This is a genomic window from Idiomarina ramblicola (genome assembly GCF_003987255.1).
GTDB classification, from domain to species: Bacteria; Pseudomonadota; Gammaproteobacteria; order Enterobacterales; family Alteromonadaceae; genus Idiomarina; species Idiomarina ramblicola.
Genome location: NZ_PIQC01000005.1, coordinates 48,677 through 63,672 on the forward strand (window position 1 = coordinate 48,677; position 14,996 = coordinate 63,672).

Sequence of the window (14,996 nt, forward strand, 5' to 3'; positions counted from 1 at the left end):
CTATTTGCCTACTTTTAAAACCGCAAGGAAGGCTTCCTGAGGTACTTCAACGTTACCCAGGTTCTTCATGCGCTTTTTACCCTCTTTTTGTTTTTGTAAAAGCTTTTTCTTACGACTAATGTCACCGCCATAGCACTTAGCCGTTACGTTTTTACGTAACTGCTTGACCGTTGAACGCGCAATAACATGATTGCCAATGGTCGCCTGAATGGCAATATCAAACATTTGCCGCGGAATTAACTCACGCATTTTATCAACTAGCATACGGCCACGCCCTTCGGCGTGATCACGGTGCGTGATCATTGCCAGAGCATCAACTCGGTCACCATTAATCAATATATCGACACGAACCATATCAGCAGGTTCAAATTTCTTGAACTGATAATCCAGAGACGCGTAGCCTCGACTGGTCGATTTTAACCGGTCAAAGAAGTCCATAACCACCTCTGCCATGGGCAGCAAGTAGGTTACCGCAACTTGCTTGCCATGATAAGCCATGGCAGTTTGCACACCCCGTTTATCAACACAAAGGGTTATGACATTACCCAGAAACTCTTGCGGAACCAGAATGTTCGCTTCCACAATGGGTTCGTAGATGGTTTCAATATCATTGACCGGAGGCAAGTTAACCGGATTATCTACTTTCACCATGCTGCCGTCGGTTTTTTCAACTTCATAAACCACGGTCGGTGCGGTAGTAATTAAGTCAATGTCGTATTCACGTTCCAGCCGCTCCTGAATAATTTCCATGTGCAGCATACCCAGAAAGCCACAACGGAAACCAAAACCAAGCGCCGCCGAATTTTCTGGCTCATAGAAAAGCGATGCATCGTTTAACGACAATTTCCCCAAAGCATCCCGGAAGGACTCATAGTCCTCTGAGCTGATTGGGAACATACCTGCGTAAACCTGAGGTTTGACTTTTTTAAAGCCCGGTACCGGCTCTTTTGCCGGGTTCTTCGTGTTGGTTAGAGTATCACCGACCGGTGCGCCCAGAATGTCTTTAATACCCGAAATAACATAGCCTACCTCGCCGGTATGCAAAATGCCGGTCTCGTGCGGTTTCGGATCAAAATACCCCACTTTATCAATCTGATGCGACTGTCCAGTAGACATTACCGTCATTTTCTCACCAGCGCGCAACGTACCGTTACGCACACGAACTAAAGAAACCACACCCTGATAGTTATCGAACCATGAGTCGATAATCAATGCCTGCAGAGGCTCTTCCGGTTCGCCCTGTGGCGGCGGTATCTGCCGAACAATGCGCTCAAGCACATCGTCAATACCAAGACCAGTTTTTGCAGAGCACTGAACCGCATCTACCGCTTCAATGCCCACTATGTCTTCGATTTCCTGTGCCACACCCATGGCATCAGCCTGCGGTAGATCAATTTTATTGAGAACAGGAACAACTTCCAGATCCATTTCAATGGCGGTATAGCAGTTCGCTAAAGTTTGCGCTTCAACGCCCTGAGCCGCATCAACAACCAGTAATGCACCTTCACAACCCGCTAATGAACGCGATACTTCATAAGAGAAATCGACGTGTCCGGGGGTGTCTATGAAATTCAACTGATAGGTTTCACCGTCTTTGGCCGTGTAATAAAGCGTCACACTTTGCGCTTTAATCGTAATACCCCGCTCACGTTCCAAGTCCATGGAATCAAGCACTTGCTCCGCCATTTCACGATCCGTTAGTCCACCACAATGCTGAATCAAGCGATCAGACAAAGTCGATTTACCATGGTCAATGTGAGCGATGATCGAGAAGTTACGAATATTACTTTGCTTGAACGCCCTATTCGGCATTGATGATACCTCTGTAAAACTGAATTCTGGAACTTAAAAAATTAGCCCCGATCATACTCATGTTAGCGACAAGAACAAAGGACTTTATGCCGGTTCAGGGGTTTGAATGCTGAACTTCGGCTGCGACAGTTTCCAGTTTGACCATTGCATTGACTTGAATGTCGCGTTTGCGGAACCAGTGTTTTAACCCCCAGAAGGTAAAAGCAAAGCCAGCAAAAGAAAGCAAAATAATAAAACCTTCGGATAAAGTTGCGGTGTTTTCCAGTAGCACCGCCAGAAGCAGTAAAACTAGTATAGGTAAGCCATACAGCAGTAAGGCAAAACGAGTTACCGCAGTTTCAGGTACTTCTAGTTGCACCTGGTCACCTGGGTTAAACTGGTGTTCAGTAACTACTGTAAACTCTGCATTTTTGTCAGCAAATACTTTGCTTAGAATGCCGGCACCACAGTTAGATACCTGTGCGCAGCCTGAACACGCCGTTTTTAATTGAGTTGTCACGGTAACACGGTTGCCATCAACCGCTGTCACTTCTGCTATTTCTTTCATTATTTAACTTCTGTTGCTATGCGTTGAGCCATAGATAACGGCACCTGACCCACTACGGTCACAAGAAAATCATTATGTCGTTTTGAAAACAACGTTTGTGACGAGGACAGCGCAAGGTCGGTTTCCATACCTTCGGTCAGTTCAGCAACATAAACCGAATATTCCGCCAGGCCATCGGAGAACAAATAGTGATCAACCGGCGTAGAATCAACAACCAGCGTATGACTTTGCCGACTCAGTAACTTAAAGCCTTTTGGCGCCCACTGGGGTTCGACAGGATAATTCGTTGGCGTTTCTACCCTAAGATCTTCCAGCAAAGGAGGCATTTCAATATTTTTAATTTCTTTCATTATTTCAGGAGCGGAGTCGCGAACAGATAAACTGGTCAACTGTACCTGTTCTACAATATCACCCGACTGATTCAACATGATCATTTTTAGTGGCATACCATGCTTGCGATCAATCCATAACGCGTAGCTATAACGCTGGTTATCCCGGCTTAAAATTCGAATATGTTGTGCATTACGTCCTAAAACTCGAGCTCCGCCACCAACGGTAATCTGATAGCTGTGATTCAGACGATCAAAAGATTCTGAAAACGCGGCTGGAAAAATAGCCGTAATGGTATTGGACTTTAATGCGTAGTTATTTGCTGAGGTATGAAAATGACCCACGCGATCATCGACTCTTAATATTCGAAAATCCGGGCCGTTCATCTGAATGAGAAGTTCAGTGCTGCCTGTCTGAGGGTCGTTGCCCTGTAACCATTGATAGGGTTCAATCTGATCGCCATGCACATAAACTAAAGACGATTCAAAGTTCAATTCAGTTAAGGCTTCTGCCATGCGGTTGAACCAGTCAGCGCCACTCTCTGCTTGTTCGTTAGTCTGCTGAGCGCTAACCGCAAACGTTCCAGTAATTAAAATAGCGCCCAGAAAAATAGACCGATACAACCGAGTTATCATAGTCTTAGTTACCTTTATTGAGCTCCTGCTCTGGTTGCTCATCACTGTCTACTTTTTGTTGCAACATCAATTGTTGCTGGTGATCGATCAAATAAGACTGAACCTGACGACGGCGCTGCTGATCATTGTTTTGCGACATAGGTTCAACATGATTCAGGCTTACCGGCTCACGGCCACCACCAATAGGGTTAGTCAGTAATGCGGGTTCAGCACTTCCACCTTCAGGTGTTACTGGTTGCTGGTACGTTTGTACCGTCATCACCGCAACAACAGCGACACTGGCCGCAACAGCCACTTTAGCAAAAGGCTGGAACCAACGCGAAGCGGCCCTATTTTGGCTTTTCGAACGACCAAATCCCGGCTTCACAACTTTTGACTCCTGACTGACACTTGCACGAACCTGCTCACTAATATCCATACTGATATCAGTGTTTAGGTCTCCTTTTATCGCCGCACGAATAACACTGTAACGGTGCCATTCCTGTGTTGCCTGTTCATCATCCAATAACGCTTCAATTTCATCAGCATTGATCGCTTGATCATCAAACAGCGCGGATGTTGATTCTGACTTGTTCCGAGACATAGCTGCCCCTCTTTAGTTTACCGTTCCAGCAACGGTCGGAGTTGATTATCTATTGCTTCCCGAGCGCGAAAGATGCGAGAGCGGACAGTCCCTATAGGGCAATCCATTTCTAACGCAATTTCCTCGTAACCGAGACCCTCAATTTCCCTTAACGTAATTGCCCGGCGCAAATCGTCAGGCAACTCATCAATTGTTTTCAGTACCACATCTCTGATTTCATCAGACAACATTTGCCTTTCTGGAGAGGCACTGTCTTTTAGTGCCCCAGCTCCTTCCAGGAATTCTGCGTCCTCTGCATCTATATCGGATGCGGGCGGCTTTCTGCCTTGCGAAACCAAATGGTTCTTCGCTGTATTCACCGCTATTCGGTACAACCAAGTATAAAAAGCACTGTCGCCACGAAAGTTAGGTAACGCTCTGTACGCTTTTATAAAGGCTTCCTGTGCAACATCCGGCACATCGCCTTGTTGTTTAACGTAACGCGATATCAAACTCATGACTTTATGCTGATATTTCTTCACCAGCAGATCAAAAGCCCGGTTATCACCTTGTTGTACTCTTTCGACCAACTGCTGGTCACTCACCTGTTCGCTCATCCGAGCCTGTTCTCCCTTAACCCAGGAACTGCTGGAACTGGCGGCCCGTCCTGATTCTTACTGACTGTGACAGAGCCGCATGTAAAAAGTTCGCAAAAATATCGCCAAATGCGTAAAATCGTTCAAAATTCACATTGAGTACTTTATGGAACCTGTTGCAAATTATCAATGCGATGTACTGATTATTGGTTCGGGAGCCGCCGGTTTAACCACTGCTTTACAGTTAGCTGATGACTTAAACGTTATCGTGCTGAGTAAAGGGCCGCTGACTGAGGGCTCAACTTTTTATGCGCAAGGCGGCATTGCAGCGGTTTTCGACAAAAATGACAGTATTGAAAGTCATATTGAAGATACTCTAATTGCTGGTGCCGGTCTTTGCGATCCCGAAGCGGTTAAGTTTACCACAGAAAACGCCCGGGCAAGCCTGCAATGGCTTATTGACGCTGGTGTCGGTTTTGATCAGGTAAAGTCTGAGGGTGACAGCCCTGCGTACCATTTAAACAGAGAAGGTGGTCATAGTCATCGCCGAATTTTGCACGCAGCCGATGCAACCGGCCGAGCCGTTCAGACCACATTACAGGGAAAAGCACTCGATCATCCCAATATTCAGGTATTAGAACGCTACAACGCAGTTGATTTAATTACGGGAGCACGCATTGGCAAGCCAGCAGGCTGTTACGGAGCTTATGTCTGGAGCCGCCAAAATGAACGCGTTGAAACTGTTGCTGCAGGCTGCGTGGTTCTTGCCACTGGCGGAGCAAGCAAGGTTTATCAATACACCAGTAACCCGGATATTGCCAGCGGCGATGGCATTGCCATGGCGTGGCGTGCCGGGTGCAGCGTCGCCAATATGGAATTTAATCAGTTCCACCCAACCTGCCTATTCCACCCTAATGCACAAAGTTTTTTGTTAAGCGAAGCATTAAGGGGTGAAGGCGCTTTGCTTAAACGTCCAGATGGCAGTCGCTTTATGCCCGACTTTCATGAGTCAGCAGAATTGGCACCACGAGACGTCGTTGCGCGTGCCATCGATTTTGAAATGAAACGCCTCGGTGCAGACTGCATGTATCTGGATATTTCTCATAAGCCTAAAGACTTTATTCGGCATCACTTTCCCACCATCATGGAGAAGTGCTTATCCTTAGGGATTGATATCAGTAAAGAGCCAATGCCGGTTGTTCCGGCTGCTCATTATACGTGTGGTGGCGTTAAAACCGATATGAATGCCGCAACTAACTTACCCAACCTTTATGCCGTTGGTGAAGTTGCCTGTACGGGATTACACGGTGCTAACCGTATGGCCAGTAACTCACTACTGGAGTGTTTGGTTTTCGCTCGCGCGGCGGCCAAGAGTATTCTGTCTAAACGACCACATCGACAAGCTCTAAGCCACATACCCGGCTGGGATGAAAGCCAGGTAGGCAATTCTGACGAAGAAGTCATTATTCAGCATAACTGGCATGAATTACGACTGTTTATGTGGGACTACGTCGGCATAGTTCGTACGACCAAACGCCTGGAGCGTGCATTGCATAGAATTGAATTGTTACAGCGTGAAATTCACGAATATTATTCTAATTTCCGCGTCAGTAATAATTTACTGGAGTTACGTAATTTAGTTCAGGTATCCGAGCTTATTGTAAAAAGTGCGCTTAGCCGAAAAGAAAGTCGAGGCTTGCATTACACGTTGGATTACCCAGATACATTGTCAGAAACTAAACCAACCGTGCTAACACCCAGCCATTAAGTTCAAGCCAACAGTTGCAGTTGGCGCCTCAATTTTAATTGCTGCGCCGACGACAACTGAAACCACCATATCCATAGCCAATAACGCTTTTCCCTGCCATCTTCAGCTTTTCGTGCCAGTGGCAATAACACCACTAAGCCACTTATGACTAGTGCCTTGCTGAAGAACCGCCAGCGATATTGCTGCCACCACCAATAGCGCCCACATGCTGACACTGACAACGTTGCCATCGGTCGCTGCAGACGAAAAAAACTAACAGGATTCAAACTTTAACGCGAGACAACATAAACTGAACCATAGCGTCCAGCTCTTCATCTTCGCATTTTTTATGTCCCATAAACCAAGCAAAGAGATCCGGATCATCACAGGTAACCAGACGACGAAATACCGCCTTCTGTTCTTCACTCAATTCGTCATAAGCTTGATCGACAAACGGTTCAAACAGTACATCAAGCTCTAACATGCCCCGTCGGCAGGCCCAACGTAAACGACGCTTGTCTTTTAGTACTTCTTCGGATTGTTTTAACGGCAACATAAAATCTCCGCAGCAATTGCCCTTGTAATTCTATAATGTGCCCTAATATTACCACGTAAGCCATTTAATAAGGAGTCATTGTGGTTGAGTTAACGCAGCATTTTAGTGACGCAAATCTGGATAGCCTTTCCGTTCAACTGGCGGATTATGGTATCCTTTCTGTTTCTGGCGAAGATGCTGACAGTTTTTTGCAAGGTCAACTGACATGTGATTTACGCAAACTCGACCAAGACAATTGGCTTTATGGCGCGCATTGCGATCAAACAGGAAAAGCCTTTAGTGTTTTTTGGCTTTGTCGTGAAGCCGATGCCCTATTTTTGATTATGCATCGCACTGCGATTGAGGGCTCTTTGACACAGTTAAAGAAATACGGTGTCTTTAGTAAAGTAACGATTGAAGATGTAAGCGACGACTGGACTATTGCCGGTGTTTTCGGTAGCAAAGCAGCCAGCGTTGCAGCAGAATTTGATGGCCGGGTAATACAGGTTGGGACCAGTCCCGACCAATATCTGTTACTCAGCCAACAACCAATTTCTACGGATTATCCGCAACCTTACTGGGATGCGTTGGAAATTGAACGGGTTCGCCCACAACTTACGTTTGAGAACAGCCAGGCGTTTGTCCCGCAAATGATGAATTTGCAGGCGTGGGATGGAATCAGTTTTGACAAAGGATGTTATATCGGCCAGGAGACTATTGCCCGGATGAAATATTTGGGCAAACAGAAACGGGCGCTCTTTCGCTTATCCGGTAAAGTAACGGCTCAAGTTACTGCTGGTACGCAATTAGAGAAAGCCATTGGCGAGAACTGGCGTCGTGCAGGTACGGTCATTATGGCAGTGAACCGCACCGACACCCAAGTGGACTTATTGGCTGTTTTACCCAGTGACATAGACACTGACACAGCTATTCGAGTTCGGGATGACGACGCAAGTCTTCTGGAAATACACTCACTGCCTTATCAATTAGGTTAAATTTATGAGCGAAACCATTGCACCAAATAAAGTCGTGGCTATTAACTACGCTGTTAAAACGGAAGATGGCCAGACCCTGGACGAGTCTAAAGATGGCAGCCCGTTGAACTTCATCCACGGTCGTGGCATGTTGATTCCTGGTCTGGAAAATGCACTGGAAGGCAAGTCTGTGGGCGATAGCTTCACTGCAGAAGTTAAACCCGAAGAAGCTTATGGCGAGCGCCATGACGGCTTAATCCAGACTGTACCGCGTAACTTATTCGGTGAGAATGAAGTACAACCTGGCATGCAGTTCCGTGCCAGCACCGACCAGGGCGAACAGTCAGTTGTTATCGTTGATGTAAAAGACGAAGAAGTGACTGTCGACGGTAACCACCCACTAGCGGGTGTTAACCTGAACTTTGACGTGGAAGTCCTTGAAGTTCGCGACGCAACTGAACAAGAGCTTGAGCACGGTCACGTGCACACTGAAGGCGAAGATCACTAATCGCTGCTGTTGTTGCTAAAAGAAACCCGGCTAAATAGCCGGGTTTTTCTTTTAAGCGACAAATTTAAGCAGCAATAACCCGGCGTTCTAAATCTAATAATTGCTGTTTTCTTTCAAGTCCTGCAGCAAAACCTCGCAATGAACCATCCTGCCCTATCACCCGATGACACGGAATAACAATAATAAGCGGATTTTTTGCAATCGCACTGGCGACAGCCCGAGTCGCAGTAGGCTGATTCAATTCATTAGCTACTTGCTGATAACTTAACGTTGTACCCGCTGGAATGTTTTGTAGCACAGATAAAACCCGCCGCTGAAACTCTGTCACCAAAGGGTTTATCGGTAAATCGAATGCATAATCTGAATCACTAAAATAAGACTGTATTTGACTGGCGGCAGCTTCCAGTAACCAATCTTCGGGGCAGTACTGATACTGACTCATTTCCGGGCAGTGCTTCTGGCCTTTGTAATACAGCCCCAAAATATGTTCTTTATCGGCAACCGCATACATTTTACCTAACGGCGTTGAAAATTCAGAGTAGTACATACGAACCTCCGCATCTGTGACACTGCGATCATAAAAAAACGCGTTAACTGACTATAGAAAAGGACTATAGCAGTTAACGCGTTTTCTGCGTAATTTTCAACCAATCAATTAGTCAGCTTTAGGTCGCATATGTGGAAACAGCAACACATCCCGAATAGAGGCTGAGTCGGTTAGCAACATGACCAGGCGGTCAATCCCAATTCCTTCACCAGCTGTTGGCGGCATACCGTGTTCAAGCGCTGTCACGTAATCTTCGTCGTAAAACATGGCTTCATCGTCACCCGCTTCTTTTTGTTCTACCTGCTCACGGAAACGCTCAGCCTGATCTTCCGCGTCATTTAACTCTGAGAAACCATTCGCAAGTTCACGTCCACCGGCAAAGAACTCAAAACGATCGGTTACGAATGGGTTATCGTCGTTACGGCGCGCCAACGGCGAAACTTCCGCTGGATACGCGGTAATGAAAGTTGGCTGAATCAAACGATGCTCTGCAACAGTTTCAAATATCTCAATTTGGATTTTACCTAAGCCCCAGGAAGGCTTAACGCTAACCCCCACCTGCTCGGCAATTTCCGTCGCGCTGTTAAGATCGTCCAGTTGCTCTGTTTTCACTTCCGGCATGTATTTAACGATAGCTTCCAATACCGTCATGCGCTCGAATGGTTTACCAAAGTCATAATCAACGCCTTGACTGGTAAACTGAGCAGAGCCTAATACCGCTTCTGCAGCACCCCGCAACATTTTCTCAGTTAAATCCATCAGGTCGTGATAATCAGCATAGCCCCAGTAAAACTCCAACATAGTGAACTCTGGATTATGACGAGTCGACAACCCTTCGTTACGGAAGTTACGGTTAATTTCGAAAACCTTTTCAAAGCCACCAACGACCAAGCGCTTCAAATAAAGCTCAGGTGCGATACGCAAAAACAGTTCCATATCAAGCGCATTGTGGTGCGTGCTGAATGGACGCGCTGCCGCACCACCAGGAATTGCCTGCATCATAGGCGTTTCCACTTCCAGAAACTGACGCTCACTTAAAAAGCGACGAATGTAATCAATAACTTTAGAGCGCACAACAAAGGTGCCACGTGATTCGTCGTTGGTAATAAGATCTAAGTACCGCTGGCGATAACGTGTCTCCTGATCGGCCAAACCATGAAATTTATCGGGTAACGGGCGTAAAGCCTTGGTCAGTAAGCGCACTTCATCAACCTGAACGCTCAGCTCCCCGGTTCCGGTAATGAACAATGTGCCTGACGCGCCAACAATATCGCCTAAATCCCACTTCTTAAACTCAGTGTTGTAATAACCTTCCGGCAGATTGTCGCGGGCAACATAAAGCTGAATTTTCCCACTCATATCCTGAATGGTGGCGAAGCTCGCTTTACCCATAATTCGGCGGGTCATCATACGACCGGCGACTTTGACACGAATCCCCTTTTCAACCAGCTCTTCTTTGCTGACTTCATCGTATTCTGCGTGCAAGTCAGCCGCTAGCGAATCCCGACGGAAATCGTTCGGGAAGGCGATGCCCTTATCGCGAAGCGCCGACAGTTTCGCCTTTCGTTGCGCGATCTGTTCGTTTACGTCTACTTCAGGTGCTTGCGATTTATCAGTCATTATCGATTTTCCTCTGTCAGGATACTTAAATTAAACTTACAGCCCGCTTTTTAGGCTGGCTTCAATAAATGGGTCTAAAGCGCCATCTAGCACGGCTTGCGTATTACGGTTTTCAACGCCGGTACGTAAATCTTTTATGCGCGCATCATCCAAAACATATGAACGAATTTGGCTGCCCCAGCCAATATCAGCTTTTGAATCTTCCAACGCCTGCTTCTCTTCGTTCTGTTTCTGTAACTCGAATTCATACAGTTTAGCTTTCAGCTGTTTCATTGCTGAATCACGGTTCTTATGCTGCGAGCGGTCACTTTGACATTGTACAACAATGCCTGTCGGTTCGTGTGTTAAGCGAACGGCGGAATCGGTTCGGTTAACGTGCTGACCACCTGCTCCAGAAGCCCGGTAGGTATCAACTCTCAAATCTGATGGATCAATTTCAATGTCAATGTCGTCGTCGACTTCTGGGTAAACAAATACCGATGCAAACGAGGTATGTCGGCGATTACCCGAATCAAAAGGAGATTTACGCACTAAACGATGCACACCCGTTTCAGTACGTAACCAACCGTAAGCGTATTCTCCAACCACACGTACTGTCGCCGATTTTATACCAGCAACATCACCTTCTGACAGCTCAGTAATTTCGACTTTAAAGTCATGTGCCTCTGCCCAACGCAAGTACATACGAAGCAGCATATTCGCCCAGTCCTGGGCTTCGGTGCCGCCGGAACCTGACTGAATATCCAGGTAGCAGTCTGCTGAATCGTTATCTTTGGAAAACATACGACGAAACTCTAAAGCTTCCAGTTGTTTCACTAAACCGGTGAGTTCTTCCTGAGCTTCGTTAAAAGTGTCTTCGTCCTCTGCTTCTACAGCAAGGTCAACAAGACCTTCAACATCATCAAGACCCTGCTGGAGCTTATCCAACGTTTGTATGACTTGTTCCAGAGCCGCACGTTCTTTACCTAACGCTTGTGCCTTAGGAGGATCATCCCAGACATCGGGCTGTTCCATTTCACGGGTAACTTCTTCCAGACGCTCTAACTTAGCATCGTAGTCAAAGATACCCCCTAAGCGAATTACTACGCTCACGCATTTCTTTTATGTTGTTGTAGGTTGCGTTGGTCTCAAACATGCGACTACCTAATTCCGTTAATTCTAAAAGGGACGTAGTTTAACGTATTGCGCGGATTTGCTCCACCAACAACTGGACGTTTGTGCGCCCGCGAAAGTGATTAAGTTGAGGCTTGTATAAAAGTTCAACAACCGATACCTGACTTACCGGCCATTGTTGTGTATCAACGTTAAAAGCAATGGCATCTAATAACTCGCCTTGCGGATGTCGTAACACCAGCTTTAAATGGCGTTCGCCGACAATACGTTGATCCACTAACTCAAACTGTCCATCGAACATCGGTTCGGGAAACTGCTGGCCCCAGGGGCCGGCAGTTTGCAGCATATTCACACTATCCAGTGCCAGTTGTGATGCCGTGAGTTCACCATCAGACCAGAACACACGCTGCTTTTGTTCTTCCGACAACCACTCGGAAGCCACTCGCTCGGCCAGCTCGGAAAAGCGCGCTAAATTCGTTTTTTTCATGGTCAGTCCGGCGGCCATAGCATGTCCACCAAAACGTTCCATAATGCCCGGCTGCAGACTATGAACACGTTCCAGTAAGTCGCGCATGTGCAGACCACTAACCGAACGTGCTGAGCCTTTTAAGAATTCATCGTCATCGTTGGCCAACGCAATCACCGGTCGGTTCACCTGCTCTTTTACTCTGCCCGCGACAATACCAATAACTCCGGCATGCCAGTCCGGCTGATACAAAGTGACTAAATCAGGCACCTGCCCTTGATCAAAACGCAGCTTTGCGACAGCGCTTTCGGCGTGCTCGCGCATTTCCGTTTCAATCGATTTACGTTGCTGGTTTAAATCGTTTAGTTGCTGTGCCAGCTGTTGCGCATTAGATTCTCCAGCCAGTAGGCATTCTATTCCCAAACCGATGTCGTCTAATCGGCCGGCAGCGTTAATACGCGGCCCAAGCGCGAAACCTAAATCACTCGCAGCCAGCTCACCAGCATCTCGGTTGGCAACCTTTAACAACGCTCTAATACCAGGCCGACTCCTACCCTGACGAATACGAGCAATACCCTGCTGAACCAATATTCGGTTGTTATAATCCAATGGTACTACGTCAGCTACGGTTCCCAGAGCAACCAAATCCAGCCAGTCGGCCAAATTAGGCAATGGTTTAATACCTTCCTCTCGCAAGGCCGAACGCAGTGCAAGTAAGACATAAAATGCGACACCGACGCCCGCTAAATTTTTGCTGGGAAACTCACAGCCATGCTGATTCGGATTCACTATCGCATTAGCCGGAGGCAGCTCTTCAGGCGGTAAATGGTGGTCGGTAACCAACACTTGTATGTCCTTTTCACGAGCAAGTGCAATAGCCTCATGCGCTGCAATGCCATTATCGACTGTAATAATAAGCTGCACATTTTCACTTGCCAGCTGTTCAACCATAGCGACAGAGAGACCATAACCATCGGTCATTCGATTCGGTACACGATAACCCACCTGCTGCAAACCAAAAGCCTGCAGCGCTGAAACCATCAATGCAGAGCTCGTTGCACCGTCGGCATCAAAATCACCACAAATACAGACTTTTTCCTGTTCTCTTAAAGCGGTTCGAAGCAGTTCGACGGATTTTTCAATATCTTTCAACGAAGAAAAGTGAAGTAAACCTGACGCCTTCAGGGACAGTTCATCCGCGCTACGAACTCCCCGTCGGGCATAAATTTGCCGCAACAAAGGTGGTATCTGTTGCGGCAAAAAGTCATCGTCAACGACTTGATAACGACGTATTTCGTATTCACTCATGAATTACTTAGACTCACCTTTACGAATTTCCGCTACTAGACGTGATGCTGGCAGCGCACCAGGCACCATGCGGCCGTCAGGCAAAATAATAGCCGGCGTACCGGTTACACCAAACGATTTCCCTAATTGATAATGTTCCGCCACAGGATTAGAACAACTGGAACTGCCACTGTAGTTTTCTTCATCTTTAAAGGCACCAATAGCGGCCTTTTTATCATCCGAGCACCAAACGGTCTGCAACTGACGGCCACCTTTACTGCTCATGCCACCGCGAGGAAACGCCAGATACTTAATCGTAATGCCTTCCGCATGATAGCTGGCGATGTTTTGATGCAGCCGTTGGCAGTAACCACAGGTTGTATCCGTAAAAATAGTCACTTGATATTTTTCATTTTCAGCCGGATAAACGATCATATCGTCTTGAAAGCCCTTCAGCATTTTTAGTCGCACTCTTGCCATTGCGGCTTCACTTAAATTCTCTGGCTCACTCCCTGTAATATCAAAAACGTTCCCACTAATCAGTCGATTTCCATCTTCAGAAACATAAAACATGCCCTGGTTGGTAATAGCACGAACATAACCATCGATTTCCCCCGGTTCTGTCGATAGCACTTCAATCCCCATCTTGTTTAAATGACGAGCATCAACCTCATTTTTTTGAGCACTCATCGTCGGCAAACTGAAACTGACACCAACTAGACCGACTAATCCTACTAAAGACATCAAATTGCGCATAAATACCTCATAAATTAACTGTCCGAACCCTACCCTGTTACTGGCTAAAATGCAATTAGCCCCGGGGGTGATGCTGAGCATGCAAGGCCTGCAGACGTTCACGGGCAACTTGGGTATAAATTTGTGTAGTAGACAGATCGCTGTGACCCAATAACAGCTGTAATACGCGCAAATCGGCTCCGTGGTTCAGTAAGTGTGTCGCAAACGCATGGCGTAAGGTATGTGGCGATAAATGCGCATAAATACCTGCTTCTTCAGCGTAATGTCGCAAGCGATACCAAAAGGCCTGCCGTGTGAGTAGAGAGCCTCGTTGCGTTACAAATACCCAGGGGCTGCTTTTGTCTGTTATCGCCGGGCGCCCATGTTTTAAATAGTTATCCAGCCACTCCAGCGCTTCTTCGCCTAAAGGCACCAGCCGTTCTTTATTGCCTTTTCCCACGACTCTCACTAACCCCTGTTGGCGGCTGAGCTGATCATATTGCAAACGAATGAGTTCGGTTACCCGCAGGCCCGTCGCGTAGAGTACTTCCAGCATCGTTCGGTCGCGCAGACCAATCGGAGTTTCTGTATCCGGTTGGTCCAGTAAAGAAATAACATCGTCTTCGCTCAACGAATGCGGAATGCTTTGAGGCAATTTAGGACGTTTTAAGCGTGCAGTTGGATCGACCGATACCCACTTCTGTTTGACCGCGAACTGGAAGAATTTCTTTGCTGAGCTTAAAAAACGAGAAGTACTTCGCGGCGATAATCCCTGAGTCCGACGCCATAACAGATAGTCCTGAAGCACCAATTCATCAGTTTCCATTAAGGACCTTTTAAGCGACAGCAGGTAGTCACAAAAACGACGAAGATCACTGCGGTAAGCTGCCTGAGTATTATCGCTGGAACCATGATGCAGCCATAAGTGCTCAGTAAAAGCATCAATACGGTCTTCATCCTCTGGGCGAAGTTGCTTCATGTG

General features: G+C 46.9%; 16 protein-coding genes. 3 read left to right on the forward strand and 13 right to left on the reverse strand.

Features of this window, described 5'->3' with window-relative positions:
* The 5 genes from lepA to rpoE form a co-directional block, all read right to left on the reverse strand.
* Nucleotides 1–1,812, reverse strand: coding sequence for a translation elongation factor 4 (lepA, locus tag CWI78_RS07580; RefSeq protein WP_126781814.1), 1,812 nt, complete (start codon nt 1,810–1,812; stop codon nt 1–3).
* Between the two features lie 94 nt (nt 1,813–1,906).
* A complete protein-coding gene (locus CWI78_RS07585; protein ID WP_126781816.1) occupies nt 1,907–2,359 on the reverse strand; it encodes a SoxR reducing system RseC family protein in 453 nt (150 codons plus the stop codon).
* Nucleotides 2,359–3,324, reverse strand: a complete 966-nt coding sequence (locus CWI78_RS07590) for a MucB/RseB C-terminal domain-containing protein (RefSeq protein WP_126781818.1) — start codon at nt 3,322–3,324, stop codon at nt 2,359–2,361. Before CWI78_RS07590 ends, CWI78_RS07585 begins: the two co-directional genes overlap by 1 nt.
* Before the next feature lie 4 nt (nt 3,325–3,328).
* Nucleotides 3,329–3,907 (reverse strand): sigma-E factor negative regulatory protein, encoded by a 579-nt coding sequence (locus CWI78_RS07595; protein WP_126781820.1) that lies wholly within the window; start codon nt 3,905–3,907, stop codon nt 3,329–3,331.
* Nucleotides 3,908–3,924: 17 nt separating this feature from the next.
* Nucleotides 3,925–4,503, reverse strand: a complete 579-nt coding sequence (gene rpoE, locus CWI78_RS07600) for an RNA polymerase sigma factor RpoE (RefSeq protein WP_126781822.1) — start codon at nt 4,501–4,503, stop codon at nt 3,925–3,927.
* Between the two features lie 145 nt (nt 4,504–4,648).
* On the opposite strand from rpoE, the gene nadB reads away from it, so the two are divergent.
* Nucleotides 4,649–6,250: an L-aspartate oxidase gene (nadB, locus tag CWI78_RS07605; RefSeq protein WP_126781824.1), complete on the forward strand. Its 1,602-nt coding sequence runs from the start codon at nt 4,649–4,651 to the stop codon at nt 6,248–6,250.
* A 2-nt stretch (nt 6,251–6,252) separates the two neighbouring features.
* Here the strand turns inward: nadB and CWI78_RS07610 are convergent, their stop codons facing one another.
* Together CWI78_RS07610 and CWI78_RS07615 are read right to left on the reverse strand one after the other, a co-directional pair.
* Nucleotides 6,253–6,480, reverse strand: coding sequence for a hypothetical protein (locus CWI78_RS07610; protein ID WP_244213097.1), 228 nt, complete (start codon nt 6,478–6,480; stop codon nt 6,253–6,255).
* Nucleotides 6,481–6,512: 32 nt separating this feature from the next.
* Complete coding sequence (locus tag CWI78_RS07615) at nt 6,513–6,785, reverse strand: FAD assembly factor SdhE (RefSeq protein ID WP_126781828.1); 273 nt, start codon at nt 6,783–6,785, stop codon at nt 6,513–6,515.
* 80 nt (nt 6,786–6,865) lie between these two features.
* Here CWI78_RS07615 and ygfZ point away from each other — a divergent pair, with 80 nt between their 5' ends.
* Together ygfZ and CWI78_RS07625 are read left to right on the forward strand one after the other, a co-directional pair.
* On the forward strand, nt 6,866–7,759 hold the full coding sequence (gene ygfZ, locus CWI78_RS07620; RefSeq protein WP_126781830.1) for a CAF17-like 4Fe-4S cluster assembly/insertion protein YgfZ: 894 nt from the start codon (nt 6,866–6,868) through the stop codon (nt 7,757–7,759).
* A gap of 4 nt (nt 7,760–7,763) precedes the next feature.
* Nucleotides 7,764–8,246: an FKBP-type peptidyl-prolyl cis-trans isomerase gene (locus CWI78_RS07625; protein ID WP_126781832.1), complete on the forward strand. Its 483-nt coding sequence runs from the start codon at nt 7,764–7,766 to the stop codon at nt 8,244–8,246.
* 64 nt (nt 8,247–8,310) lie between these two features.
* Here the strand turns inward: CWI78_RS07625 and CWI78_RS07630 are convergent, their stop codons facing one another.
* From CWI78_RS07630 to xerD, 6 genes are all read right to left on the reverse strand, one after another.
* Nucleotides 8,311–8,793, reverse strand: coding sequence for a methylated-DNA--[protein]-cysteine S-methyltransferase (locus CWI78_RS07630; RefSeq protein WP_126781834.1), 483 nt, complete (start codon nt 8,791–8,793; stop codon nt 8,311–8,313).
* 108 nt (nt 8,794–8,901) lie between these two features.
* On the reverse strand, nt 8,902–10,413 hold the full coding sequence (gene lysS, locus CWI78_RS07635) for a lysine--tRNA ligase (RefSeq protein WP_126781835.1): 1,512 nt from the start codon (nt 10,411–10,413) through the stop codon (nt 8,902–8,904).
* A 36-nt stretch (nt 10,414–10,449) separates the two neighbouring features.
* Nucleotides 10,450–11,548 (reverse strand): peptide chain release factor 2 gene (gene prfB, locus CWI78_RS07640; protein WP_126781837.1). Its coding sequence is split into 2 segments (ribosomal slippage): nt 10,450–11,472 and nt 11,474–11,548, totalling 1,098 coding nucleotides; the frame shifts between segments, so codons are not numbered across the junction.
* Nucleotides 11,549–11,587: 39 nt separating this feature from the next.
* A complete protein-coding gene (recJ, locus tag CWI78_RS07645) occupies nt 11,588–13,300 on the reverse strand; it encodes a single-stranded-DNA-specific exonuclease RecJ (protein ID WP_126781839.1) in 1,713 nt (570 codons plus the stop codon).
* Nucleotides 13,301–13,303: 3 nt separating this feature from the next.
* A complete protein-coding gene (locus CWI78_RS07650; RefSeq protein WP_126781841.1) occupies nt 13,304–14,035 on the reverse strand; it encodes a thioredoxin fold domain-containing protein in 732 nt (243 codons plus the stop codon).
* A gap of 55 nt (nt 14,036–14,090) precedes the next feature.
* Nucleotides 14,091–14,993, reverse strand: coding sequence for a site-specific tyrosine recombinase XerD (xerD, locus tag CWI78_RS07655; protein ID WP_126781843.1), 903 nt, complete (start codon nt 14,991–14,993; stop codon nt 14,091–14,093).
* Nucleotides 14,994–14,996: the final 3 nt, after the last annotated feature.

What these genes read in the sequence shown, in the direction of transcription:
- lepA (WP_126781814.1), bottom strand. Translation starts at nt 1,812, where the DNA reads ATGCCGAATAGGGCGTTCAAGCAAAGTAATATTCGTAACTTCTCGATC.
- CWI78_RS07585 (WP_126781816.1), bottom strand. Translation starts at nt 2,359, where the DNA reads ATGAAAGAAATAGCAGAAGTGACAGCGGTTGATGGCAACCGTGTTACC.
- CWI78_RS07590 (WP_126781818.1), bottom strand. Translation starts at nt 3,324, where the DNA reads ATGATAACTCGGTTGTATCGGTCTATTTTTCTGGGCGCTATTTTAATT.
- CWI78_RS07595 (WP_126781820.1), bottom strand. Translation starts at nt 3,907, where the DNA reads ATGTCTCGGAACAAGTCAGAATCAACATCCGCGCTGTTTGATGATCAA.
- rpoE (WP_126781822.1), bottom strand. Translation starts at nt 4,503, where the DNA reads ATGAGCGAACAGGTGAGTGACCAGCAGTTGGTCGAAAGAGTACAACAA.
- nadB (WP_126781824.1), top strand. Translation starts at nt 4,649, where the DNA reads ATGGAACCTGTTGCAAATTATCAATGCGATGTACTGATTATTGGTTCG.
- CWI78_RS07610 (WP_244213097.1), bottom strand. Translation starts at nt 6,480, where the DNA reads ATGGCAACGTTGTCAGTGTCAGCATGTGGGCGCTATTGGTGGTGGCAG.
- CWI78_RS07615 (WP_126781828.1), bottom strand. Translation starts at nt 6,785, where the DNA reads ATGTTGCCGTTAAAACAATCCGAAGAAGTACTAAAAGACAAGCGTCGT.
- CWI78_RS07625 (WP_126781832.1), top strand. Translation starts at nt 7,764, where the DNA reads ATGAGCGAAACCATTGCACCAAATAAAGTCGTGGCTATTAACTACGCT.
- CWI78_RS07630 (WP_126781834.1), bottom strand. Translation starts at nt 8,793, where the DNA reads ATGTACTACTCTGAATTTTCAACGCCGTTAGGTAAAATGTATGCGGTT.
- lysS (WP_126781835.1), bottom strand. Translation starts at nt 10,413, where the DNA reads ATGACTGATAAATCGCAAGCACCTGAAGTAGACGTAAACGAACAGATC.
- recJ (WP_126781839.1), bottom strand. Translation starts at nt 13,300, where the DNA reads ATGAGTGAATACGAAATACGTCGTTATCAAGTCGTTGACGATGACTTT.
- CWI78_RS07650 (WP_126781841.1), bottom strand. Translation starts at nt 14,035, where the DNA reads ATGCGCAATTTGATGTCTTTAGTAGGATTAGTCGGTCTAGTTGGTGTC.
- xerD (WP_126781843.1), bottom strand. Translation starts at nt 14,993, where the DNA reads ATGAAGCAACTTCGCCCAGAGGATGAAGACCGTATTGATGCTTTTACT.